Annotated in this window: 20 protein-coding genes and 2 tRNA genes; 13 read left to right on the forward strand and 9 right to left on the reverse strand. The window is 57.5% G+C overall.

The features are described 5' to 3' along the window. Positions 1-277: 277 nt before the first annotated feature. From ACESMK_RS18595 to ACESMK_RS18610, 4 genes are all read left to right on the forward strand, one after another. Positions 278-1,555 (forward strand): M48 family metalloprotease, encoded by a 1,278-nt coding sequence (locus tag ACESMK_RS18595; protein WP_373001851.1) that lies wholly within the window; start codon positions 278-280, stop codon positions 1,553-1,555. 173 nt (positions 1,556-1,728) lie between these two features. Further along, positions 1,729-2,274: a hypothetical protein gene (locus tag ACESMK_RS18600; RefSeq protein ID WP_373001853.1), complete on the forward strand. Its 546-nt coding sequence runs from the start codon at positions 1,729-1,731 to the stop codon at positions 2,272-2,274. Continuing rightward, the gene (locus tag ACESMK_RS18605) at positions 2,274-3,461 is read left to right on the forward strand and encodes an iron-containing alcohol dehydrogenase (protein WP_373001855.1); all 1,188 of its coding nucleotides are present in this window, start codon (positions 2,274-2,276) and stop codon (positions 3,459-3,461) included. The genes ACESMK_RS18600 and ACESMK_RS18605 overlap by 1 nt, the downstream gene beginning before the upstream one ends. 166 nt (positions 3,462-3,627) lie before the next feature. After that, positions 3,628-4,410 carry a substrate-binding periplasmic protein gene (locus tag ACESMK_RS18610; RefSeq protein WP_373001857.1) on the forward strand — a complete coding sequence of 261 codons (783 nt, stop codon included), beginning with the start codon at positions 3,628-3,630 and terminating at the stop codon, positions 4,408-4,410. Positions 4,411-4,422: 12 nt separating this feature from the next. Here ACESMK_RS18610 and ACESMK_RS18615 read toward each other — a convergent pair whose 3' ends face one another. Together ACESMK_RS18615 and ACESMK_RS18620 are read right to left on the reverse strand one after the other, a co-directional pair. Further along, entirely contained in the window at positions 4,423-6,909 is a 2,487-nt protein-coding gene (locus ACESMK_RS18615; protein ID WP_373001859.1) for an ABC transporter permease, read from the reverse strand. Beyond that, positions 6,909-7,628 (reverse strand): ABC transporter ATP-binding protein, encoded by a 720-nt coding sequence (locus ACESMK_RS18620; RefSeq protein ID WP_373001915.1) that lies wholly within the window; start codon positions 7,626-7,628, stop codon positions 6,909-6,911. The genes ACESMK_RS18615 and ACESMK_RS18620 overlap by 1 nt, the downstream gene beginning before the upstream one ends. A gap of 62 nt (positions 7,629-7,690) precedes the next feature. Between ACESMK_RS18620 and ACESMK_RS18625 the strand changes: the two genes are divergently transcribed. Beyond that, on the forward strand, positions 7,691-8,320 hold the full coding sequence (locus ACESMK_RS18625; RefSeq protein WP_373001861.1) for an arylesterase: 630 nt from the start codon (positions 7,691-7,693) through the stop codon (positions 8,318-8,320). Between the two features lie 7 nt (positions 8,321-8,327). Here the strand turns inward: ACESMK_RS18625 and ACESMK_RS18630 are convergent, their stop codons facing one another. Next, positions 8,328-9,293, reverse strand: a complete 966-nt coding sequence (locus ACESMK_RS18630; protein ID WP_373001863.1) for a YheT family hydrolase — start codon at positions 9,291-9,293, stop codon at positions 8,328-8,330. 72 nt (positions 9,294-9,365) lie between these two features. Between ACESMK_RS18630 and ACESMK_RS18635 the strand changes: the two genes are divergently transcribed. Then, positions 9,366-9,441, forward strand: a tRNA-Asn gene (locus ACESMK_RS18635). A gap of 56 nt (positions 9,442-9,497) precedes the next feature. Here ACESMK_RS18635 and ACESMK_RS18640 read toward each other — a convergent pair. After that, entirely contained in the window at positions 9,498-10,787 is a 1,290-nt protein-coding gene (locus tag ACESMK_RS18640; RefSeq protein WP_373001865.1) for a M18 family aminopeptidase, read from the reverse strand. 121 nt (positions 10,788-10,908) lie between these two features. Here ACESMK_RS18640 and ACESMK_RS18645 point away from each other — a divergent pair, with 121 nt between their 5' ends. Both ACESMK_RS18645 and ACESMK_RS18650 read left to right on the forward strand, forming a co-directional pair. Beyond that, positions 10,909-11,394, forward strand: a complete 486-nt coding sequence (locus tag ACESMK_RS18645; RefSeq protein WP_373001867.1) for a hypothetical protein — start codon at positions 10,909-10,911, stop codon at positions 11,392-11,394. A gap of 107 nt (positions 11,395-11,501) precedes the next feature. Next, positions 11,502-12,110, forward strand: coding sequence for a porin family protein (locus ACESMK_RS18650; protein ID WP_373001869.1), 609 nt, complete (start codon positions 11,502-11,504; stop codon positions 12,108-12,110). A gap of 107 nt (positions 12,111-12,217) precedes the next feature. Here the strand turns inward: ACESMK_RS18650 and rlmKL are convergent, their stop codons facing one another. Then, positions 12,218-14,392 carry a bifunctional 23S rRNA (guanine(2069)-N(7))-methyltransferase RlmK/23S rRNA (guanine(2445)-N(2))-methyltransferase RlmL gene (gene rlmKL / locus ACESMK_RS18655; RefSeq protein WP_373001871.1) on the reverse strand — a complete coding sequence of 725 codons (2,175 nt, stop codon included), beginning with the start codon at positions 14,390-14,392 and terminating at the stop codon, positions 12,218-12,220. 318 nt (positions 14,393-14,710) lie between these two features. On the opposite strand from rlmKL, the gene rmf reads away from it, so the two are divergent. Continuing rightward, positions 14,711-14,923 (forward strand): ribosome modulation factor, encoded by a 213-nt coding sequence (gene rmf / locus ACESMK_RS18660; RefSeq protein WP_008172042.1) that lies wholly within the window; start codon positions 14,711-14,713, stop codon positions 14,921-14,923. 172 nt (positions 14,924-15,095) lie between these two features. Here the strand turns inward: rmf and ACESMK_RS18665 are convergent, their stop codons facing one another. Continuing rightward, on the reverse strand, positions 15,096-16,115 hold the full coding sequence (locus tag ACESMK_RS18665; RefSeq protein ID WP_373001873.1) for a quinone-dependent dihydroorotate dehydrogenase: 1,020 nt from the start codon (positions 16,113-16,115) through the stop codon (positions 15,096-15,098). 408 nt (positions 16,116-16,523) lie between these two features. Here ACESMK_RS18665 and ACESMK_RS18670 point away from each other — a divergent pair, with 408 nt between their 5' ends. Beyond that, positions 16,524-17,684 carry a cation diffusion facilitator family transporter gene (locus tag ACESMK_RS18670; RefSeq protein WP_373001875.1) on the forward strand — a complete coding sequence of 387 codons (1,161 nt, stop codon included), beginning with the start codon at positions 16,524-16,526 and terminating at the stop codon, positions 17,682-17,684. A gap of 21 nt (positions 17,685-17,705) precedes the next feature. On the opposite strand, the gene ACESMK_RS18675 is transcribed toward ACESMK_RS18670, so the two are convergent. Beyond that, on the reverse strand, positions 17,706-19,205 hold the full coding sequence (locus tag ACESMK_RS18675) for a RimK family protein (RefSeq protein WP_373001877.1): 1,500 nt from the start codon (positions 19,203-19,205) through the stop codon (positions 17,706-17,708). 201 nt (positions 19,206-19,406) lie between these two features. Between ACESMK_RS18675 and rimI the strand changes: the two genes are divergently transcribed. Continuing rightward, a complete protein-coding gene (gene rimI, locus ACESMK_RS18680) occupies positions 19,407-20,525 on the forward strand; it encodes a ribosomal protein S18-alanine N-acetyltransferase (RefSeq protein WP_373001879.1) in 1,119 nt (372 codons plus the stop codon). Here the strand turns inward: rimI and uvrB are convergent, their stop codons facing one another. Then, the gene (gene uvrB / locus ACESMK_RS18685) at positions 20,526-22,586 is read right to left on the reverse strand and encodes an excinuclease ABC subunit UvrB (protein ID WP_373001881.1); all 2,061 of its coding nucleotides are present in this window, start codon (positions 22,584-22,586) and stop codon (positions 20,526-20,528) included. A gap of 183 nt (positions 22,587-22,769) precedes the next feature. On the opposite strand from uvrB, the gene ACESMK_RS18690 reads away from it, so the two are divergent. Next, entirely contained in the window at positions 22,770-23,954 is a 1,185-nt protein-coding gene (locus ACESMK_RS18690) for a pyridoxal phosphate-dependent aminotransferase (protein ID WP_373001883.1), read from the forward strand. A gap of 70 nt (positions 23,955-24,024) precedes the next feature. Next, positions 24,025-24,100 (forward strand) — tRNA-Asn (locus tag ACESMK_RS18695). A 619-nt stretch (positions 24,101-24,719) separates the two neighbouring features. Here ACESMK_RS18695 and ACESMK_RS18700 read toward each other — a convergent pair. Further along, positions 24,720-24,831 (reverse strand): orotidine 5'-phosphate decarboxylase / HUMPS family protein (locus ACESMK_RS18700; protein ID WP_373001917.1); only part of this gene is annotated, 112 nt, incomplete at its 5' end.

Genomic DNA, 24,831 nt, shown 5'->3' on the forward strand with positions numbered 1-24,831 from the left:
CGACGTTTGGAGTATTCGGTGTAACCGAGCCAGCACACCAGGAACCAGAGCAAAGCGATCAGTTCGAGTAAATTACCCATGGGCTGCCTTAGGGTCAAAATGGCGAAACAGTGCGGGAACAGAGGCTTATGATACGCCAAGGGCCTGGCCGCCACCACCGCTGAGCAATATCCGATAATCCACCGTTGCGCCATCATGTGCTATAAACTGGCCATTCAGGAATCGGGCAATGGTTTGAGAGGTTGCCCGGAGTTGCATCATTCAAAGGGAGCTCACCGTGAACCTGTCCGCTATCAAATTCAGCCTTGTCACCATTGCCCTGGCCGTGACGCTCAGTGGCTGCTCTGTTAATCCGGTAACCGGAGAAAAGCAGCTTTCCCTGATCGGGGAAAACCAGGAGCTGGCCATGGGCGCGGAGCAATATGTGCCCACCCAGCAAACCCAGGGGGGGCGGTTCTATGTGGACCCCGAACTGACTCTGTACGTGAGCGACGTTGGCCAGAAAATGGCGGCGGTCAGCGACCGGCCGGACCTGCCCTACGAGTTTGTAGTACTGAACAGCAGCGTGCCCAATGCCTGGGCCTTGCCCGGCGGCAAGATCGCCATCAACCGCGGCCTGCTGACAGAGCTGGACGATGAAGCCCAGTTAGCCTCTGTTCTTGGCCACGAAATCGTTCACGCGGCAGCCCGACACAGCGTTCAGCGCATGCAGCAGGGCATGCTGATCAGCGCCGGCGTTGCGGGCCTGGGGTTTGCCTTGTCCGATAACGAGTGGGCCGGACTGATCATGGGCGGTGCCGCATTGGGAGCGCAACTTGCCCTCGCCCAGTACAGCCAGGGCGATGAACTGGAATCCGATCATTACGGCATTCTTTACATGAAAGAGGCCGGCTACGATCCCGCAGCGGCGGTGGAGTTGCAGGAGATTTTCCTGAAATTGTCTGAAGGCCGGCAGTCCAGCTTTATTGATGGCCTGTTCGCCACGCATCCGCCCTCGGCAAAGCGAGTGGAAGAGAACCGCAAGCTGGCACAGAAAATTGGCACTGGCGGTTACCGCGGCAAGGACGAGTATGACCGGAAAATGGCCAAGCTACGCTCTTTGCAACCGGCCTACGATGCCCACGACAAAGCGATGGAGCTGGCCTCCGAAGGCGAAATGAAAGCGGCTCTGGAAAAGGTCAACGAAGCCATTCGCCTGCTCCCACGGGAGGCCATGTTCTATGCCCTTCGCGGCCGTATTTACCAGGACCAGAAAGAGACCGATAAAGCCACAGCCGACTTTGAAAAGGCGGTGGAGCTCTACCCGGAGATGTTCAAGTATCGTTTGTACAATGGGCTGAATGCGTTGAGGCTTAACAATCTGGACAAGGCCCGGGAAAATCTGACCAAAGCCAACGAGACCGTGCCCACCTCCATTGCTTTCCTGCGTCTTGGGGATGTTGCCATCAAACAGAATAACCGCAGTGAGGCCATCGCCTATTACAGCAAGGCCGCCGAGGCCGGCGGTGACGTTGCCGAAGAGGCCAAACGGAAACTGGCAGAACTGACTCAGTAAATTCCAGTCAGATCATAAAGTTGCAAGGCCGGAATTCTTCGGGATTCCGGCCTTTTTGTTACTGCTCAACGTCTGTTGCCGGGTTGACGCACAGGTTCTGTCAACGTCTCCATTGACTTTTAGAGCAATAACTCTAAAAATCAAGTGACATCAACAACAATTGGATGACGGACATGCTAGCGAAACGTATCCAGCCCATGGTTTTCCAGGCCCGCCGCTTGTATGTGGAACTGATGTTCCAGGTCATGGGGCGAGCCCTGCAGGCTGTGAGCGAGGTGGATGAAAAGGTTCAGAACGAAGCCCGGGCCCTGCCTGACGGTTTTCTGTTTGAAATGATGGTAATGCCTGACGGCTCAAAGCTGATTGTGGAACACACAGGCCAGGGTCGTTTCCGATACCACGGTGACTCCGCTCCCCGCCCTGTGGACCTCTCGATCCAGTTCAAACATATCGCCCATGCCTTTCTGGTGCTGTCGTTCCAGGAAAAGACGTCTGTAGCATTCGCCAATGACCGCATGCTGGTAGACGGCGACATCAGTTATGCCGTTCGGATGACCCGGGTTCTGAACCGCCTGGAGTCCTTCATCCTGCCGAAACTGATCGCCGAGCGGGCCGTCAAGGAATACCCGGCAGATCTCCACCTGCCGGAAAAACTGATCAGCGCCGCGCGCATTTATCTGAAAGTTGCCACCAATTTCGTCGAGACAGTGAGAACGTGATGACCAACAAATACTATGAGTTCTTCTGCCCGGTAAAAGTGATTGCCGGCAAGGCCGCCCTTGAGCATATTCCCTATGAGCTTACTGGCATGGCCGCCAAGCGTCCCATGATTGTTACCGACAAGGGCGTGCGTGCCGCCGGTCTGCTGGAACCGGTTATCGCCGCCTGCGAGGAAAGCGGACTGGAAATAACCACCATCTACGATGACGTGCCGCCGGATTCGTCTACGACCGTGGTGCGCGATATTGCCGGCATCTATCGACAGGAGAAGTGCGACTCCATCATCGCCGTCGGCGGTGGCTCGGCCATTGATACCGGCAAGGCGGTCAACATTCTGGTTTCCGAGGGTGGTGACGATATTGCCAGATACAGTGGAGCTGGCGTGCTCAAGCACCCTCTCAAGCCGTTCTTCGTAGTGCCAACAACGGCAGGCACAGGCTCCGAAGTCACTTCTGTTGCGGTCATCACCGACGAAGCCAAGGGTGTCAAGCTGCCCTTCACATCCTCGTTCCTGCTGCCAAATGCGGCCATCATCGACCCGCGCATGACCCTTACCTTGCCGCCCCATATCACTGCGGCAACAGCGATGGACGCCATGACCCATGCAACGGAAGCCTTCACCTGCATGGCCAAGAACCCACTGAGTGACGCTTACGCCACGGCGGCGGTCAAAAAGATCAGCCGGTCCCTGCTGAACGTTATGGACAATCCGAAAGACAGTGACGGCCGGCTGGAATTGGCCCAGGCGTCGACCATGGCTGGCATTGCTTTCTCAAACTCCATGGTGGGCCTGGTGCACGCCCTCGGGCACGCAACCGGTGCCATCTGCCACCTGCCCCATGGCCTGTGCATGAGCCTGTACCTGCCCTACGTGCTGGAGTACAACCTGGAGACCATCCGTGACCCCCTGGGCGAGTTGTTGCTTTACCTTGAGGGCCCGGAGGTTTTTGCGGCCACCCCCGCAAGCCGTCGCGCGGAAGCCAGCATTTCTGCGATTCGCAAACTGCGAGACGCCCTGTACAAGCGATGCCAGTTGCCACGCACACTGAAGGAAACCGGCAAGGTAACCGAAGCACAACTGGACCACATCGCCGAAATGGCGCTTGATGATGGCTCAATCATGTTCAATCCAAAGGAAGTGTCCCTGGAGGATGCCCGCGCCGTTCTGAGACGCGCCTGGGCCTGAGCGGACAGGCAGGGGCCCTTAAAGGGCCCCTGATATCCCGTCTGAAGATAGAATTCAAATCGTTGAAATCAACCAAAGAAGAGAGGACAATTGGCCACCTCTGGCAGGGATGATAGCCGGGTTCGTTTTTCACCTACAGTTCTTTTCCGTAGAGAGCCCCCTCCTCATGCAAAACCTAGCTTCCTGTCGTATTCCCGCTGTTCTGACTGCCCTGTTTTTTGTTCTGGCACCACTTTCATCTCCTGCTTCAGGCTCGCAGGACACGTCTCAGGATAAACAGGTTTTCCGCTTCAATATTTCACCCAACGGCTACCCACCCTACCTGATTGTTGATAACAGCCAACCTGCCGGAATCATGTGGGATGTGGTCTCCGTGGTCGCCCAACGGTTGGGCTATGAGGTAGTGGCCGAACAGATTCCCCGCAAACGGGTTGATCACATGCTGCTGGAGGGATACATCGATGGCACGCCCAGAGCAAAGGAGTGGGCAGACAACCCGGAGCAATTCCTGTTTACCGACCCGGTGGTGGACATCGAAGAAGTGTTTTTTGTGCCAGCGCAATCGGAATTTGCGTACGAAAGCCCAGAGGACCTGCTTTCAAAAACCCTCGTTACCCATCTGGGGTACCGATACCCGCTGCTGGAGCCCTACTTCGCGGATGGCAGGATCCGCCGCTTTGATGTTTCCCGGGACAGGGACATGTTCACCTTTGTACTGCATGGCGACCGCTTTGACGCTGCCGTTGCTGACCGGCTGGTAGGCAAATGGATTCTGCGGAACGAGGGGCTGCGACAGCAATTCGACATTACCGGCAAAGGCATCAGCAATTACGGGTTTCGGCTGATGTTAAGAAAAGACTGGCAATCCTTTGCCAACGAGTTCAATGAAGAGCTGGACCGTATGAAAAAGAATGGCGAACTGGACGACATTCTGGCCAACTACCGTTGAACCCGCTTCCTGCTATTCCAGACGCCTGAGCAACAACATCGGTGACACACTCAGTACCGGGCGCAGCTGCCAACGACCGAACAGGGCCAATACAACGGCGCTGACCAGCGGTATCGGCAGAACCACATGCCAGTGCCACTGGAACGTGCCCTCGAACATCCTGAACTGAAGCGCCCAGACCGCCGCCTCGGCGGCGACCACACCCAGTATGCCCGCAAAACCTCCGAGCAACGCAAACTCCAGCATGGTGCTTCGCACCAGCAGGCTCTGCCGGCCGCCCAGGGTCCGGAGCAGCGCGCCCTCCCTCTGCCGGTCCCGGAGTGTGGCACTTACCACCGCCGCCATCACCACAAGGGCTGCTGCCAATATCAACGCGAGAATGGCTTCAATCGCCTGAGTCACCTGGCGGACGATTTCCTGTATTCGCTCGATGACATGGTCAATCTCAAGCACGGACACGGTGGGGAACCGCCGGGAAAACTCATTCAGTGCGTCCTTTCTGTCCTTGGGAAGATAGAAGCTGGTAATCCAGGTCGCGGGCATGTCCGTCAGGCCACCTTCGGGAGGGAACGCCATATAGAAATTGGGCTTCATGCTATCCCATTGAACCGTACGGATACTGGTGACGGTTTCCGTGACCTTTTCCGAGCCGATGGTAAAGGTCAATTCGTCACCCAGCACCAAACCAAGCTTGCCGGCCAGTTCGGCTTCCACAGACACCCCGTCTTTCTGGTTCTCGTCAAACCAGTTGCCTTCAACAATCCGGTTGTCCTCTGGCAAAGCCGACATCCAGGTCAGGTTCAGTTCACGATTGAGGGCATTTACATTCTCATCCTTGCTGACCGCCTCCTTGACTGGTTGGCCGTTGAGCTCAGTGAGGCGCCCCCGAACCATCGGGTAGAGCTTGTCCAGAGGCTGGCCACGCTCCTGCCAGAATGCATCAACCTCCTCTACCGCGTCCGGTGCGATGTTGATCAGAAAATGGTTGGGGGCATCGTCCGGCAACTGGGCCTGCCAGTCCGCCAGCAAGGAGGTCCGCACCAGTATCAGTGTGGCCGCCAGCATCAACGTCATTGCAAACACAGCAATCTGGGACAGGCTGGCACGGCGATGCCGGTACAGGCCCACCAACGCCAGGCGCCAGGAGTTGCCGCCACCGCGGACCTTCCGCAGGGTCGCCACCAGCAACCATCCCACCAGACCCAGGGCGCCCAGCAGCATCGCAAGCCCGCCGAGAAGTGAGACGACAAGGGCCAGTTCGCCGGCGTACATCCAGACCAGCCCGAAGACGGCCACAATGGCGATGATCATATCTGGCAAAGCCTCACGTCCGGTTTCACCGGGCTGGCTTCGCAATACACGCATGGCCGGGACATTCCTGAGCCGGCGCACCGGCGGATATGCGAAGGCAAACAAAGAGACCAGCGCCGTCAGCAACGCAGGCACCAGAGCGGCAGGGTCAAGGTGGAAGTCCACGGGACGCTCCAGTACCTCGCTCAGCATGCGAATAAGCAGCCAGTAAAGCGGCAAGGCGACGAGCAGGCCGCCGACGATGCCGGTTACGCCCCAGAGTGCCAGGCGCCTGAGGTAGAGACCACCAATACCGGCGCCACTGAGACCTAACGTTTTCAACAGCGCTACGGTGTCGCGCTGGGACAAGGCGTACTGACGACTTGCAACGGCCACCGCCACGGCTGCGAGCAGAACCGCCAGGCTGCCACCCAGCAACAGAAATCGTTCCGCACGCTCCAGGGACCGGGAGAAGGTTTCGCCATCGCGTACACCTTCCCATTCATGGCTGGGTTCCAGGCGAGGCTGCAACCATTGATAGTAAGACTCCAGCGAGGCCTCCTCACCGGCAAACAGGTAGACATACTCAACCCGGCTGCCCTCCTGGATAACGCCGGTCGCAGAAACATCGTCCACATGCATCATGACACGAGGCGCCAGGGAGGAAAGCCGGAAGCCTCCGTCCGGCTCACGTAGGAGCAATCCGGAAACCGTGAGGTTCAGGTTGCCGACTTCCAGTGACTCCCCGACCTCGAGATCCAGCAGTCTCAGCAGGCGCGGATTGATCCAGACCTCACCCGGGCCGGGGCCCGCGTTAACAAGCTCCCGGGTGCCGGCAGGGTCACGCTGGACTTCAATGTCGCCACGCAGCGGATATTCGTTGCTTACCGCCTTGATCGACACCAGCTGAAAGTTATCAGCGCCATACACCATGGTCGAAAATTCCACCATTCGGCCGGTTTCCAGTCCCCGGTCGGCCGCTTCCTGCATCCACGACTCAGGAATCGGACGGCCGTTTTCGGCCTCCAACTGACGATCCGCCGCCAGGAAAGAACTGGCCGAAGAAACCAGGGTACGTTGCAGCTGGCTGGCGAACAGGGCGATGGTCGCAACCGTGGCAACGGCAATGATCAGCGCTGCCAGAACGACTCGAACATCCCGCTCCCGCCAGTCTCGGCGGACTGACATGAGTTTTTTTGCAGCGGCCATCAGTGCGCCATCTCCCGAGCTGCTTCCGGTTCGGTAAGAACGCCGGCTTCGATGTGGAACTGCCGATTGCAGCGAGCCGCCAGGTGCTCATCGTGAGTGACCATCACCAGCGTTGTGCCCTGCTCCCGGTTCAGTGCCATCAGCAGGTCTGACACCGCCTGGCCGGTGCGGTTATCCAGATTGCCCGTAGGCTCATCTGCGAACAGAATCAGTGGGTCGGACGCAAACGCCCGCGCAATGGCAACCCGCTGTTGTTCACCGCCGGACAACTGTCGTGGCGTGTGGGTCAGACGCTCTCCCAGACCTACCCGCTCCAGAAGTTCCCGGGCCCTCTTTTCCGGCGACGCCATACCGGCAAGTTCCAGGGGCAACATAACATTCTCAAGCGCGGTGAGCGCCGGCAGGAGCTGGAATGACTGGAATACAAAGCCCACCCGGTGCGCCCTCAGCTTTGCCCGATCGTCTTCGCTGAGCTTGCTGATTACCGAACCGTCCAGCTCAACGGTCCCCTCGGTCGGGGTATCAAGACCGGCCAGCAACCCCAGCAGGGTGGTTTTGCCGGAACCGGAACGCCCGACGATAGCTACGGACTCTCCCCGATTGATTTCGAGATTGACCCCTTGCAAGATCGTCAGCGTATCGGTTTCAACACTGACGCGGTGAGTCAGGTTATTTACCCGTAACATTGGGCTCTGGCTATCCGGGTTAACATTGGTCATCTGATTCACGGAATCTCCCGATCCTGGGTCTTGAAAACGGCTTAAAGGTGTATTCGTTGTCTATGCATACGGCATTGGTGTACGTCAGATCAATTCTTTTTCTTGTGGTTGCCCTGCTGGCCCTGCCGGCAATGGCCAACCAGAACACACTGCTGATTGTCGGTGACAGCCTCAGCGCGGCCTATGGCGTACCCTCCGAGACGGCCTGGGTGCAGTTACTGCGCAACCGGCTGGAAAGCAAGGGACTGACGGAATGGGAAGTGGTCAATGCCAGTATCAGTGGAGAGACCACCGATGGCGGCGCTCGCCGACTGCCCAGGCTCCTTGAGGAGAACGACCCTGACGTCGTTATTATCGAATTGGGTGGCAACGACGGCCTGCGCGGCTTTCCCCCCAATGTTATCGAATCCAATCTCGCCTCCATGATCGAAAAGGTCCAGAGTTCGGGCGCCCGCGCCGTTTTGGTCGGCATGCAGATACCGCCGAATTACGGGCAGCGGTACACAGAGATGTTCGCCAAAATCTACCCGGAGCTGTCAGACCGTTATGACACCGATCTGGTTCCCTTTTTCCTGGACGGCATTTACAACCAGGACGGCCTGATGCAGGACGATGGCATTCACCCGACAGAGGAAGCGCAGGCAAGATTGCTAGACAATGTCTGGCCGGCCATCAAACCGATTCTCCAGTGAACCGGGCTCAGGTTAAACCCTGCAAGAAGGCCAGGGCCCTGCGCTCCGACCAGTAAAAACCATCCCGCGCATGCTCGACGAAGCCCACATGGCCGCCCCAGCGCGGGGCCTCCAGACGCACATGGGCACCAAGCTGTCGGCGCGATTCCGGAAAACACTGCGGTGACAGGAACGGATCATCGGCGGCGTTGACCATCAGGGCCGGCACCCGGATATCCCTCATGCGCCTGAGGGCCGAACACTGCGCCCAGTAATCCTGCGCATCGCGGAAACCGTGAAGCGGAGCGGTGTATCGATCATCGAACTCGTGAAAACTGCGGATGGCATCAAACCCCGAAACATCAATCAGCTCCGGGAACGTCTCCGCTTTTTCGTGCATCTTCACCTTGAGGTCCCGCAGAAACCGTTGCATGTAGATCTTTCTGCTGGGTAACGCCAGCATATCGGCGCTGCCAGCCAGATCACAGGGAACGGAGTAGGCGACGGCACCGCAGATCCGGCTGTCCACCCGTTCGCCCTGCTCTCCCAGATAGAGTAACGTGAGGTTACCGCCCATACTGAATCCGGACAGAAACAGAGTGTCGTAAGCGCTTTCAAGTCCACGATTAACCACCAGGCTGAGATCCCCGGTAGCGCCGCTGTGATAAAACCGGGGTTGGCGGTTCATAACGCCACCGCAGGAGCGGAAGTTCCAGGCCAGAACGTCCCAGCCCTCCCGCAACAGGGCGCGGGTAAGACCAAGCACATAGGGCCGGCGGCTGTGGCCCTCCAGACCATGGGAGACGATAGCCAGACGGCTACTGCCCTGCCGGTACCAGTCCAGATGCAGCTCATCGTCATCCGGTGTGGCAATTACTTCAGGTTCCGGGTCGACCATCGGGACTTTGCGAAACAGCGTGGGCCAGACAGACTGAACGTGGCCGTTACGCAACCAGGGCGGCGGACGATAGTGGAGTGTCCTGCTTTCGTACAATTTTTAGCCTTTCATATCAGGGGGTTGACCCCGTAAACCAAAGCGCTTAATATGCGCGCCACTTGATGCTGTTCCCCGATAGCTCAGTTGGTAGAGCAACGGACTGTTAATCCGTTTGTCGCTGGTTCGAGCCCAGCTCGGGGAGCCACTTATTCCAAAATGCCGCTGTTTCTTCTGAACCAGCGGCATTTTTCGTTTCGAACCTCAGAAAATCTGTTCACGCTGCATGAATTCGGTCAGCACGCGGAACAGCGTGAAACCATCCTCGGTGCCGATCAGTTCACGAATGGAATGCATCCCGAACTGAGGCACGCCGATATCCAGCGTTGTCACGCCCAGATTGCCCGCGGTAATGGGCCCAATCGTGCTGCCACAACCCATATCGCTTCGAACCACAAAGGTCTGATGCGGCAGCCCCAGCTCGTCACTGATGTGGCGGTATACGGCCGCAGAGCGGCTATTGGTGGCGTAGCGCTGGTTGTGGTTGACCTTGATCACCGGGCCCTGGTTGAGAATCGGCCCGTGATTCTCATCGTGTTTGTCCATGTAATTCGGATGAATCCCGTGGGCGTTATCCGCTGACACCATCATTGAACAGGCAATGGCGCGGGCCTTGCCAGCGCCGGCCCAGCGATCAAGGACCGCCGTGAGGAATGGCCCCTGGGCGCCCTCGGCCGACATGCTGCCCACCTCCTCATGATCGTTACAAACCAATAGCGCCGCCTCGTCGCCTGAAGTTTTCAGGAGTGACTGAAGGCCGATGTAACAGCTGAGCAGGTTATCCAGGCGAGCCGAGGCAATGAAATCATCACGCAGCCCCACAAACGAGGCCTCCCGGGCATCGTAGAAGCTCAGTTCGTACCCCAGAACCTTGCGGACATTAAGGCCGGATTCGGTCCTGATCTGTTGAGAAAGCAGATCAACAAAACTGGTGGTGTCGCTTTCAGGAACCTGCATCACAACCGGAGGCAGATCGGTCTGGGCATTCACCGTCCGGTTACTGTTGGCTTCCCGGTCCAGGTGAATGGCCAGACTGGGGATAAACGCGACTGGCTTGCGGAAATCCACCAGAGTGTCCCGCACCTTGCCGTCCTCGTCCAGCACGGTAACCCGACCGGCCAGGGAAAGGTCCCGATCAAACCAGGGGTTGAGCAGAACACCGCCGTATACCTCTACACCCAGTTGGTAGAAGCCCTTGCGACGAAGCTCGGGGTTGGGCTTGACCTTCAGGCAGGGGCTGTCTGTGTGGGCACCCGCCATACGGATGCCAGAGGAAGTGACATCCTTGCTACCGGTACGGAACGCTACGATCGAGGAGCCGTTGCGGATAACGTAATAGCCCTGGTTCTTGCCCAGCGACCAATCCTCCCGCTCGTTCAGCTCTTGAAACCCGGCCGCATCCAGCCGTTGCTTCATGGTCGCGACGGCATGCCAGGGCGTGGGGGAAGCGTTCAGAAACTTCAATAAATCTTTGTTAAATTCAGCGTGTTCCATGATGTCCCTGATTGAAAGATAATTGCCTGAACAGTATGGCATGAAGCCGTAAAGCCTCATACTGCGTCAACGGACATTCCCTATAACCGGATCACAAATCAATCATCACCGGGAGCCCAACGTGCCTGCACCGAGATTTCTCGATATCGAGTATTGCCAGACCGACGATGTGCTGTTTCCGACGGCCATGGCCTGGTCTCTGGAAGACGGGCGAATGAAAACCGTCGTTATCGCCCCTTCCGACGACTGGCTACCGGAGGATGGCGACCTGGGCGATATCGACCTTCACTATCTTGAAGAACAGGGCGTCCCCCTGATCGAACTGGTCCGGGAACTCCACCAGGACCTGCCAGACCAGACCGTTTTCGTGGACGGCCTGGATCCGGACGAAGTACTGGTGGACCTGATTTTCACCGCCGTGGCCCAGGAGGCTCCTTTCGAGATTGCCCCGATCAGTGAACTGATCACCGGCCTGGACAGCGAAACCCTGGAGGACCGGCGCCGCCAGCTCCTGTTTGAGGAAACCCTGGAGCCCCAGTTGCCGGAAAACGGTGTCTACGCCCTGCTCCTGATGGCCCGCGAGGAAGGTCTTTTCGACGAAGACTGATTACCGGGCAAGACCGACACAGGGAAGTGTGACGCGGGTCGACGTAACAAACGGTTACACAAGGCAGAATCAGCCCGTATTCGCCTACGTCAGGAAGCCCGATAACAATGAACAAGGTTGTGCGAACGCCCCGGATTCTCTTGCTTGCCCCTGCCCTGTTTCTCGCCCCCCAGGCCATCCTGGCCCAGGAGACTCCCAGGGCAGACAAACACTACATCGGCCTGATGGCGACCGCCTTCAACCATCGCACCATCGGCGAAGACACGAAAGAAACGGCCTGGGGTTCCGGAGGCACGCTGGTGGTCGGTGGTCACATAACCGACCTGTTTCATGCCGAACTCAGGGCCGGTGGCGGCTTCAAAGATGCCGAAGTCCCGAACAGCGACCTTACCCTGAGCGTTGACTACTACGCCAGCTGGTACATGGGCCTGCACTACCCCATCACCGACTACGCCAACCTCTATGGCCAGTTCGGCTTCTCCTACATCCACGGTGAAGGTGACATCAGCGACCCCGGAAATGATCGCAACGACGCTTTCCTTGACCTTGACGGCGAATTCCCGGACAGCGGTTTCAGCGTCAGCTGGATTGCCGGCCTCGACTTTGAGGTGATGGACGACACCTATCTGGTACTTGAGGGCGGCAAGCTGTTCAAGGACACCGGCACCGATGTAAACACCTTCCAGTTCTCGGGCGGCGTGCGCTACGAGTTCTAACTGTAGGTCGGATTAGCGAAGCGTAATCCGACAATTTGCTGATACGTAATGCCGATGATTTTTTGTCGGATTACGCTTCGCTGATCCGACCTACCATTCGATACCTTTTACGCCTTGTGGCGAATGTGCCAGCACCTGTGAATCCGGGCATTGCGCTGAAAATCCCTGTCCAGGGTATCCCGTGTGACTTCGGCAACCTCGTACTCGTTTTCCAGTGCCTCATCCAGTTTGAAGCGCCGGAAATTATTGGAGAATATCAGTAAGCCATCGGAGCTCAGCCGCGCCATGGCCTGCCGGACCAATTTTGGATGATCCTTCTGAATATCCAGAACGCCCGCCATCCGGGCAGAATTGGAGAAGGTAGGCGGGTCCATGAAAATAAGGTCGAACCGCTGATCTACCGTGTTGCGGTCCGCCAGCCACGCCAGGCAATCCGCCTGCTCTACCCGATGCTTCTTCGAATCAGCGCCATTCAGCGCAAGATTCTCCTCAGCCCAACTGACGTAGGTTTTCGACATATCCAGGCTTAGCGAACGGCTGGCGCCACCAACCACGGCATGCACGGTGGCCGCTCCGGTATAGCAGAACAGGTTCAGGAACCGCTGGTTTGCTGAATGCTGCTGGATCCACTGGCGCACCGGACGATGATCCAGGAACAAACCCGTATCGAGGTAATCCTTCAGGTTTACCTTCAGCACGCAGCCATGCTCATGAACCTTGAAAAACTCGCCACTGGCCGCCTGCTTCTCATACTGGCTGGTACCTGTTTGACGCTGGCGCTGTTTGCAGACCATACCATCCCGCTCGATTCCGAGTGCCTCGGGAATCACCGCCAGCGCTTCCGCCAGGCGTTCACGGGCAGAGCGCTCATCCACAGATTTCGGGGCGGCGTACTCCTGGACGTGAACCCGCCCCTCATAGATATCGATTGCCAGGGCAAATTCCGGCATATCCGCGTCGTAAAGACGGTAGCAACCGATACCCTGTTTTCTCGCCCACTGGCCGATGGTCTTCATGTTCTTCTTGAGGCGATTGCGCAGCATGGCCGCTCGCTCTTCATTGGCGATGCGAGGGGTAACCTCGCCGGGAATGTCCGGCCCCCGTGGCGTCATGGCACTTGCGTCATTGACATCGAACAGCAGCAGTTGCGCGGGTAGCTTGCCGTTGAAAAGCCGATACTGCTTGTAGCTTCGCAAGCCAATGGATTTGCCATACTCAGGCGCGCCGGTAAACACACCCAATCGCCAGCCGGGCACAGTGCGCTTCACCGCCTCGCCCAGGGCCTGGTAAAGGGCACCCAGTTCCCTGCGCTCACTCAGCCGCTCACCGTATGGCGGGTTAGTCAGCACCAGCCCCTGTTCGGACCAATCGCCCTCCAGAGTCAGCGCGTCAACGGAACGGGCCTCCACGTGAACAACACTTTCCAGCCCTGCCCGCTGAATGTTTTTCCAGGCCGTCGCTATGACCCGGCTGTCCTGATCGTACCCTGCCAGCCTCGGGATGCGGCGCTGCTTGCCCTCATGGGCGCGACGTTCCGCTTCCTGTCGCAGGGACAGCCACAATTCAGGCTGGTGCCCCGGCCACTTCTCAAAGCCGAACCGCTCCTGCTTGCGCCCCGGCGCCAGGTCCAGAGCCATCATGGCCGCTTCAATCACCAACGTGCCCGAGCCACACATGGGGTCGAGGAAATCACCTCCAGCTGCGGCAATCTCCGGCCAGCCTGAGCGAATCAGCAAAGCCGCCGCCAGGTTTTCTTTCAGGGGCGCCAGCCCCTTGTCGGTTCGATAACCCCGCATGTGCAGGCTGTGGCCACTCAGGTCAATCCCAAGCGACAGCCGCCCCCGATTCAGACGGGCTGAGACAATCACATCGGGGTTCTTGGCATCCACCGAAGGCCTGGGCCCACCGTTGGCCTGGAACCGGTCGACAATTCCATCCTTTACCCGCTGCGCCCCGTATTGAGTGTTCCGGATTTCCTCGTTCTGCCCCAGGAAAGTCACCCGGAAACTGCCCTGGACAGGGATATGCTGCTGCCAGTCCATGTGCACAACGCCGTCATAGAGTTGGTCACCGCTATTGGCATCCACTTCATCAATATGAAGGATCACGCGGTTGGCCAGACGTGACCACAAACAGGCCCGGTAGCCGCCTTCCAGGGAACCTTCCACCCAGACACCCGCTGGTGCATTGCGCACAGTTTCCAGCCCGAACGTGCTGAGCTCGTCCGCCAGAAGGTATTCCACTCCCTTCGGGCAGGTTACGAAAAAGACAGATTTGGACAAGGTCAACTCCTGGTTCACTGACGGCTTTGGGTAAGTTTCCGGAATACCGGCTGTTCCCGGAATGGCTGAAATTCTTTAGTTCACATAACTATAAAAAAAGCGTCACATAGATGAAATAATTAGTGTACATCCGCGCGAGGTTCGACTTACCTTGTAAGTGACGCGTCGTTCCGGAAGGCCATAAACCTTCCGTTAACAGGATCCTGACTGCTCTGGCTTGAGCTGACAATAGTGGGTTATCCCGGAAAGGGTGACACTTGTCGCAGCCACTGCAGATGTGTACACGCTTGTTCTGTTAATCCATCAGTGAGGAACGGCATGAAAAGACAGAAAAGAGACATGTACGCTCGTGCATTCAAGCGGGGTTATCTCGCTGGCGTGTCCGGTAAATCCAAAGACAGCTGCCCGATTGAACAGGCGGAAGTTCGCCAGGAATGGCTGAACGGGTGGCGAGAAGGCCGCACAGATCAATGGGAGGGCATGACCGGCGTATCCGGCATCCACAAACTGGCCAACGTTACGACGGCGTGACGCCTTAACGAACCCCGAATCTTAATCTGATCTTTTTCTACACAATTTGACGCAGTACTCAGAGCAACCCAAACGGGGCCTCCCGCCCCGTACCATGCGATGAAGCGCCACGGGGTTCATTCCCCGCACGGGCCCGCTAAGCGGGCCCACCTTCGTTCTGGGGCACCAAAAATCACTTTATCTGTCGAATCGCCTCTACCGCCTCTTTAATCAGATCGGGCCCTCGATAAATGAATCCGGTGTAGATCTGAACCAGCTTGGCACCCGCCCGGACTTTCTCTGCCGCACTCTCGCCGTCGGTGATGCCGCCTACGCCAATGATCGGCAGTGATTCCCCCAACTCGGCGTAAAGCCCCTTTATGACCCTGAGCGATGCCTCTCGAACCGGAGCCCCGCTGAGACCACCAGCTTCATCTGCGTGGGTATGGCCTGCCACCGCATCACGACTGATCGTTGTATTGGTGGCAATGACGCCGTCCAACCCCGTCTCCCGCAGCGCGGAGGCCACAAAGCGGATACCCTCGTCGTCCATATCGGGAGCAATCTTCACCGCCACCGGTACGTAGCGGCCATGCTGTTTTTCGCATTGGAGCTGTTCGTCCTTGATGGCTTCCAGCAGTCCTTTCAGGGAATCACCAAACTGAAGATCCCTTAGCCCCGGCGTATTGGGCGAGGATACATTCACGGTGATGTAATCAGCCCGGTTATAAACCGCCGATATCCCCTTCCGGTAATCCGACTCGGACTGGTCGTTCGGGGTATCCTTGTTCTTGCCAACGTTGATTCCCAGCACGCCCCGGTAGCGACGGTTATCCACACGTGCCAGCAAGTGTTCAAGCCCCTCGTTGTTGAAACCCATACGGTTAATAATGGCCTGGTGTTCCGGCAGACGGAACATTCGCGGCTTGGGGTTTCCGGGCTGTGCCAGGGGTGTGACCGTGCCGACCTCAATAAATCCGAAGCCGAGGGCGCCCAGCGCGTCGAGGTGATCGGCGTTTTTGTCAAGACCTGCCGCAAGCCCGACCGGATTCGGAAAATCCAGACCCATAACATTCACAGGTAATGCATCTATCTTTGGCGAAAAAGCGCTCAACACGCCCAACCGATGCGCAAGATCGAGACCATTCAATGCAATAGTGTGAGCCTGCTCCGGCGGAAGACGGAAAAGCAGGTTACGGATAACGCCGTACATCTGAAAAAACTCCCCTGATCCAAGTGGGCGGAGTATACCGGAAGTTTTCCACAGCATCCCGGGATAGAACAAAATCAGCTGTAAATGACTGTATCATGGCAGTCTCGTGACCTTTTCCACGGAATCTGTGGATAAACCTGTTGAAAATCGCGGGGCAACGGTTGCCATCCCTTGATAACTGCGCCAATCTACAGATTGATCATTTTTTGTACAGTTTGTTTTTTGTTTATTTTCAATGACCTATATATTTTTAGAGTTGCTATCGACAAATCCTGTACAAAATGTTACTTCGTCACCGTTCTGAAATGATGTGCATAAATCACTCGAAATCCCCGCTCATAACCGGCCCTGCCACAACCCGGAAGAATAACGTTATACTGGCACCTGTCATCTGATCAGGAGTGCCCGATGGAAGAGCCCATTTCCCCCGCGCAACAGAACCGGGAGAACCTAGCTGTAGAAATGAGGGCGGCTTCTCGGGTCACAATTATTGGAATGATTCTCGATGCCGTGCTCGGTGTCATTAAAGTCATCGCAGGTGCACTTTTTCATTCCCAGGCCCTCCTGGTGGACGGCATTCACTCGTTCACCGACGTCGCCTCGGACCTGGTTGTTCTTGGTGTCATGAAAGTGTCCCGGCAGGAGCCGGATGACGACCATCCCTACGGCCACCAGCGCATCGAAACCTTCGGCACTCTGGTTCTCGGTAGCATTCTGATAGCTGTTGGCGCAGCCCTGGCCTGGGAAAACACCCTACGCCTGATAGAGGGCGGCGTGGACACCGTGCCGGGCTGGCCGGTTCTGGTGGCAGCTGCAGCGTCCGTTGCAGGTAAGGAATGGATTTTCCGCTATACCCGTCACGTGGGTCTGCAAATTCGCTCAGATCTGATCATTGCCAATGCCTGGCACAGCCGGACGGACGCGTTTTCTTCAGTGGTCGTTCTGGTTTCCACCGCCGGCGCCATGCTCGGCATGGTTTGGCTGGATGTGTTTGCCGCCGTGGTGATTGCCGGCATCATTATCCACATTGGCTGGAAATTCACCTGGGACAGTGTGAAAGAGCTGGTTGATACAGGCCTGTCCCAGGAAGATACCGAAATGCTCAAGAGTATCGCCCGGGATACCGATGGCGTGCGCAACGTCCATGAGCTCCGGAGCCGGCGCATGGGCCACGACATACTGCTGGATATTCACCTGGTGGTGCGTCCGGAGATCAGCGTTTCAGAAGGGCACCAGATCGGCATGCATGTTGTCTCAGGTATGCGGGACGCTCTGGAAAACATTCGGGACATCAATTTTCATATTGATGCCGAGAACGACGAAGACCAGCCCCTGACGTCCGAGCGCCTGCCCTCTCGGCAAGACATCCGGGCCATCATGGCTCAGCATCTGGGTGAACTTCCCCACCACAGTCGTCTGCGGCTGCACTACCTGAAGAATAAGGTGCATCTGGAGCTGTTCCTTGAGGAGCCGGAAACAGGAACCGTATTTTCGACCGCCAACATTCGCGAGCAGCTCCGGGACTATCCCTGGTTTGGCAGTATCCGGGTCTGGGTGGCCGGCCCCTGAGAAGGGCCGGCCACAGTTGCTCTACCGGCGCCGGTTCTCTTCCATCCTGGACAAGAATTCCTGCATGATCAGGGTATAGAGTTCGCCCCCGAGGAAACGGTCTTCCACACCAGCATCAATGCTTGGATTGTCGTTGACTTCAATCACAGCCACACGGTTTCCGGACTGTTTGATGTCCACCCCGTAGAGCCCGTTGCCAATCAGCTTGGTCGCATTCAGGGCCGCCTGGATGACATTGCGCGGCACCTCATAGGTGGGCATGGTTTCAAAGCCACCGCTTTCACTCTCGGATTCGCTGTGCTGGTAGATCTGCCAGTGCCCCTTCACCATCAGGTACTTGCAGGCATAGATTGCTCGCCCGCCGAGCACACCGATACGCCAGTCGTAATCGGTATAGAGGTACTCCTGGGCCAGCACCAGGGCCGACTGCTTGAACAAATCCCGTAGCCCGGCCCGCAACGTTTTCTCGTCTTCCGCTTTGGTCACGCCTCGGGAAAACGCACCATCCGGAATCTTGATGACCACCGGGAAGCCCAGCTCACTGATGACCTGCTCGACAGCATTCTTCTGGTCCTTCGACAGGATCAGGGTTTTCGGTGTGGGAACCTTGTTGTTCTTCAACAGATCCGCAAGGAACACCTTGTTGGTGCACTTCAGGATCGATACCGGGTCATCAATAACCACCATGCCCTCAGCGGCCGCCTTACGGGCAAAGCGGTAAGTATGGTGGTCAATGGCGGTGGTTTCCCGGATGAACAGACCATCGTATTCCGGCAGGCGCATATAGTCCCGGCGGGTAATCTGCTCCACATTGATACCCAGCTTGCGACCGGCTTTTTCGAACCGCTTCAGAGCGACCTTGTCACTGGGGGGCATTTCCTCATCCGGGTTCACAAGTACCGCCAGATCATAGCGATAACGGCGGCGCGTCCTGGGCTTACGCCACACCATGCTGCTGAAACGGTCCAGTGCGGCAGCGAACACGTCCTGTTCATGCTCGCCCAGATCCGCCGGGGCCGCAGGTTTCATGGACTCGATCTGCCACTGTTTACGACGTTTGAAGACAATCTCAAGAATCGGGCACGGGAAACGTTCAAACAGAGCCCGGGCCACAGGCTTCAGATCGGGATGCTCAGCCTGGCCGAAGTACGTCCGGATCCTGACCTCGTGGGTGGCCGCACGCTCATCACTGGCGGGATCAATTGCCGAACCCGCCGCTTCCAGCCAGTTGATGACGCTTTCATCAAGCTCCTCCAGCTCAAGGGAAAACAGCCCCTTGCGGCTGAGATCATTGAGGGTCATCACCGATGGAACCACATGGTGGCCGCGAGCCTCAGCCAGCAACGAGCAATAATAGCCTTTGCTCAGATACCGGGCGCTCTGGCACAGGTTGATGACCCTTACCCGGCTGGCCGGTGGTGCTGAGAACTGGAGGTACTGATCAAATGTCAGCACATCTTCACTGGGGTAATAGGGCGCCCAGTCTTTGGCGCGGTCCACTACGATAAGCAATCGGGACATTAAAGGCATTCCTCCCTGAAAGGTCTGGCCTGTGGTGATGGAGGCCACAATACGCCGGTCACGATCCCGGCACAATCGGCGAATAATGCGTGCTTTTACGCATCCTTGCGGACTTTGCGTTCCCCCTACTCTCACCCATAATAGCCGAATACGGGAAGCCCACCAGCATGCCCTCCAAGCTCTTCTGAAGGCCGCATCTCAATGCCTGATTTCCAGCTCCGACAAGCCACCAGCAAGGATCTCGACGCTCTGGTTGCGCTTGAAAACCGGTGTTTCACCGAGGACCGCCTGTCCCGGCGAAGCTTTCGCCGTTTTCTGGAAATGCCCAGGGACCGGTTGATCGTGGCTGAAGCCAATGGCGAATTGGTGGGTTATTGCCTGGTGCTGATGAGCGCGGCTACCCGGCTGGCCAGGATCTACTCCATCGCTGTATCTCCGACTGTCCGTGGCCAGGGTGTGGGCGAGAAGCTGGTGCGTGAAGCGGAGTCCGAAGCGGTGGATGCTGACCGTATTATCATGCGCCTGGAGGTCCGTGAAGATAATAAAGGTGCAATCGCACTCTACAAGCGCCTGGGCTATCGCCAGTTTGGCACCTATCGGGATTACTACGAGGACCACGGCACTGCCCTGCGTTTTGAGCGGCGAATCCTGTTCTACGAGCCGTCCCGCGAATTCCCCGCGGTGCCCTATTACCCGCAGACCACGGATTTTTCCTGCGGCCCCGCCGCCCTGATCATGGCCATGGCCGCCCTGGATGAGCAGCAACCGCTGACAACGCTTGAAGAACTCAGATTATGGCGGGAGGCGACCACCATCTTCATGCTCGCCGGCCACGGCGGCTGCGGCCCCCACGGACTGGCACTCGCCGCCTGGAACCGAGGTTTTGAAGCCAGTGCGTGGATCAGCATGGAAGGTGCCCTGTTCAAGGACACCGTCAGAAGCGAGGACAAAAAGCGGGTCCTGGAACTGGTCCATGAGGGCTTTCTGCATGACATCGGCCAGACCGGCATCCAGTTGCACCACGACCCATTAACGCTGGAAGCCATGGAAGAGGCGCTGCACGAAGGCCGTGTACCCGTCATTCTGATCAGCACCTGGCAACTGAATCGAAGCCGCGTCCCCCACTGGGTAACCGTCTGTGCGATTGACGACCAGTTCGTCTACCTGCACGATCCGGAAATAGACGTTGAAATGGGCGAAACCGTGGCCGACAAACAATACCTGCCGGTCGACCGGCGGGTATTCAGCCAGATTTCCCGCTATGGCAGGAACCAGCCATTGCAGGCCGCTGTTATCGTGGGGCCAAAGCGTACGAACTGATCATCCGGTCCGCAAAGCCGCTTCTTTCAACTCGGCGATGTCGTCCCGGAGACGGGCTGCCGTTTCGAAATCCAGCTCGGACGCGGCCTTGTACATTTGATCCTCCAGCCGTGACACCTCTTTGAGGACTTCCTCGGGAGACCGGTTGCCGGCCTTGGCCCGATACTGTTCCGCCTCTTCCGCCGCTTTCTGTCCCGGACGCTCGGCCTTGCGACGGCCCCGACCGCCGCCACCGGCACCTTCCATAATGTCGGCAATCTTCTTGTTCAGGCCCTGAGGGGTAATGCCCTGCTCCAGGTTGTGGGCCTCCTGCTTGGCCCGGCGACGCTCCGTTTCATCAATGGCACGCTGCATGGAGCCGGTAATCCGGTCGCCGTAAAGAATGGCCTTGCCATGAACGTTACGGGCGGCGCGCCCCATGGTCTGTATCAACGACCGCTCGGAGCGCAGGAACCCCTCCTTGTCGGCGTCCAGGATAGCCACCAGCGAGACCTCGGGCATGTCCAGACCTTCCCGCAACAGGTTAATACCCACCAGCACATCGAATTCGCCCCGTCTCAGGTCCCGGATAATCTCCACACGTTCCACGGTATCGATGTCCGAGTGCAGATAACGAACCTTGATGTCGTGCTCCATGAGGAAGTCGGTGAGGTCCTCCGCCATACGCTTGGTCAGCGTCGTCACCAGAACCCGTTCTTTCACTTTCACCCGGGTGTGGATTTCTGAAAGCAGATCGTCCACTTGGGTAGAAGCCGGACGCACTTCGATTTCCGGGTCCAGCAGGCCGGTGGGTCGCACTACCTGCTCCACGACCTGCCCCGCATGCTCGGCCTCGTAGTTCGCCGGCGTTGCAGAAACAAAAATCATCTGTGGTGCGATGCGTTCCCATTCTTCAAACTTCATGGGCCGGTTATCCAGCGCCGATGGAAGGCGGAACCCGTACTCAACGAGTGTTTCCTTCCGGGACCGGTCCCCCTTGTACATGGCGCCGATTTGGGGAATGGTCACATGGGACTCGTCCACCACCAGCAAGGCATTGGGCGGCAGGTAATCAAACAGTGTCGGTGGCGCCTCACCAGGGCGGCGACCGGAGAGATAGCGCGAGTAGTTCTCGATGCCATTGCAATAGCCCAGTTCCAGCATCATTTCGATGTCATACCGGGTTCGCTCTTCCAGCCGCTGGGCCTCCACCAGGCGGTTGTTGTCCCGCAACTGCTGTAGCCGCTCGTCCAGTTCCACTTTAATATGCTCAACCGCATCCAGCACCGTCTGCCGGGGCGTCACATAGTGGGACTTCGGGTAAATGGTCACCCGGGGCACCCGACGCAGAACCTCACCGGTAAGCGGATCGAAATAACTGAGATTCTCCACCTCGTCATCGAACAGCTCGATGCGAATCGCCTCTTTTTCCGATTCCGCCGGAAACACATCAATTACATCGCCCCGAACCCGGTAATTGGCCCGGTGAAACTCAATGTCGTTGCGGGTGTACTGAAGCTCGGCCAGGCGCCGGAGAATAAACCGCTGGTCAATCTGATCACCCCGGTCCAGATGAAGCATCATCTTCAGATAGGACTGAGGGTCACCCAGGCCATAGATGGACGAAACCGTCGCCACGATGATGGCGTCCGGTCTCTCCAGCAAGGCTTTGGTTGCCGATAGACGCATTTGCTCAATGTGCTCGTTAATGGAGGCGTCTTTCTCGATAAACGTGTCCGACGAGGGAACATAGGCTTCAGGCTGGTAGTAGTCGTAGTAGGAGACGAAATACTCCACCGCGTTTTCGGGAAAGAATTCCTTGAACTCACCATAGAGCTGGGCCGCCAGAGTCTTGTTGTGGGCCATGATGATGGTAGGCCGCTGGACCTGCTGGATAACATTGGCGATAGTGAAGGTTTTACCCGAACCGGTTACCCCCAGCAGCGTCTGGTGCGCAAGACCGGAGTGAATGCCATCCACCAGTCCCTCGATGGCCTTGGGCTGATCGCCCGCTGGCTGGAACGGTGAATCGACCTTGAACACACCTTCTCTGGCTGAAACGCTTGCCTGATTACTGGCCATAACTGGCGGAAACCTCCGGTAAAACCGATGCGGGGACAAAGCAGCCCCTACCATTAGAGAAATTTAGCGATACGCTGGCTTCATGATACCATCAGTCCGATCGACGGCTGGGCGAAAATCAGCCAGCAGCTCTGGCACCCGGCGGTCGCAGCCCTATCAGACGCAGCTTTAAGGAGCGCAAGTTTGGACCTTCAACTTTCCAGCCGAGTACAGGCAATCAAGCCCTCTCCCACCCTCGCAGTCACCAACAAGGCCGCGGAACTCCGCGCAGCAGGCCAGGACATTATCGGCCTGGGTGCCGGCGAGCCGGACTTCGATACCCCTGATCACATCAAACAGGCAGCCATTGAAGCCATCAATAACGGCCAGACAAAATACACCGCCGTGGATGGTACGCCAGCCCTGAAAAAAGCGATTATTGCGAAGTTCAAACGGGACAACGGCCTGGATTACGAAGCCAACCAGATACTGGTAAGCAGTGGTGGCAAACAGAGCTTTTTCAACCTCGCACTTGCCACACTGAACCCGGGTGACGAAGCCATCATCCCGGCACCCTACTGGGTTTCCTACCCGGACATGGTGCTGGTAGCCGAGGGCAAACCGGTCATTATCGAAACCGGCGCCGAGACCCGCTTCAAAATCACTCCAGAGCAGCTGGAAAACGCCATTACCGAGCGTACCCGCCTGTTCGTGATCAATAGCCCTTCCAACCCGAGCGGGATGGCTTACAGCCTGGAAGAGCTGCAGGCCATCGGCGAAGTGCTGAAGAAGCACCCGAACATCATGATCGCCACTGACGACATGTATGAGCCGATCCTCTGGACCGGCAAGCCGTTCTGCAACATCCTGAACGCCACCCCAGAGCTCTATGACCGCACGTTCGTACTGAATGGCGTATCCAAGGCCTACTCCATGACTGGCTGGCGTATCGGCTACGCGGCTGGCCCGGCAAAAATCATCGGCGCCATGAAGAAGATCCAGTCCCAGAGCACTTCCAACCCGGCCTCCATCTCCCAGGCAGCGGCACAGGCTGCACTGGATGGCGACCAGGCTTGCGTCGGCGAGATGGTCAAGGCCTTTAAGGAACGCCACGACTGGCTGGTAGAAGCTCTGAACAAGCTGCCCGGCGTTGAGTGCCTGAACGGCGACGGTACGTTCTATGTCTTCCCCAGCTTCCAGGGCGCCATCGACGCCGATTCCAGCGTCAGCACCGACGTGGAATTCGCTGAGAAACTGCTGACCGACGCCGGCGTGGCACTGGTTCCGGGCTCCGCCTTCGGCTGCCCCGGCCACATGCGCCTGAGCTTCGCGACCAGCATGGAGAACCTGGAAAAGGCTATCGAACGTCTGCAGAAAGCGCTTGGCTAAAAAGTTCTGGCCAGGGGTTGACGGGGCGGTATTGCCAACTTAATATACGCGCCTCGTCACACGACGACGTTCCCCGATAGCTCAGTTGGTAGAGCAACGGACTGTTAATCCGTTTGTCGCTGGTTCGAGCCCAGCTCGGGGAGCCACTATTCTGAAAGCCCGCTAATTCTCTGAGTTAGCGGGTTTTTTATTGTCTTCTTTCTTGCATTACGTTTTTAACCACATCTTAGGTGGTGATGCATACTCCTGCCCTAGCCTGCTGCATTCGGGGCTGGTGGTGTGGGGCCGCCCTCCCAAAAACCGCTACAAGCACCTCCATGTGCGCTTGTCTGTGGCCATCCATGGCCACAGACATTTTTGGGAGGGCGACCCCACACCACCGATCCAGAGCTCAAAGATATACTCACGAGATATTTGCTGAGTTTCCGCAAGGTACCTAAGGATATGGAACTTGGATTTGCACAGAAATGTAGGTCGGTTTAGCGCAGCGTAATCCGACAAATCGGTTGAATCCCAGTTTCGCAATATCCCCGTCGGATTACGCTGCGCTAATCCGACCTACACCCGACTTTGTTTTTCAGGAAAAGGCGGTCAACTGAAAGGTCCAAACGGGACAGCTGGCAGGGCTTTCCAAAACTGTAGAGGGCCATGGACGGCCCGAAACAAGCGCACACGGACGTGCTTGTAGCGTGTTTTGGAAAGCCCTGCCAGCTGTCCCTGCCACCATTACTAAAAGGCTGGGTCAGGATTCGAGGGCGGATAGAGCTAGAGTCCTATAACCTCAGCGTGAATAGCCTCCAGGGCAGCCAGCGGGTCAGACGCCTGAGTAATCGGACGGCCGATCACCAGGTAGTCGGAACCGGCTTTGAGGGCGTCG

The sequence above is a fragment of the Marinobacter sp. genome, from assembly GCF_041687235.1.
Taxonomy (GTDB): Bacteria; Pseudomonadota; Gammaproteobacteria; order Pseudomonadales; family Oleiphilaceae; genus Marinobacter.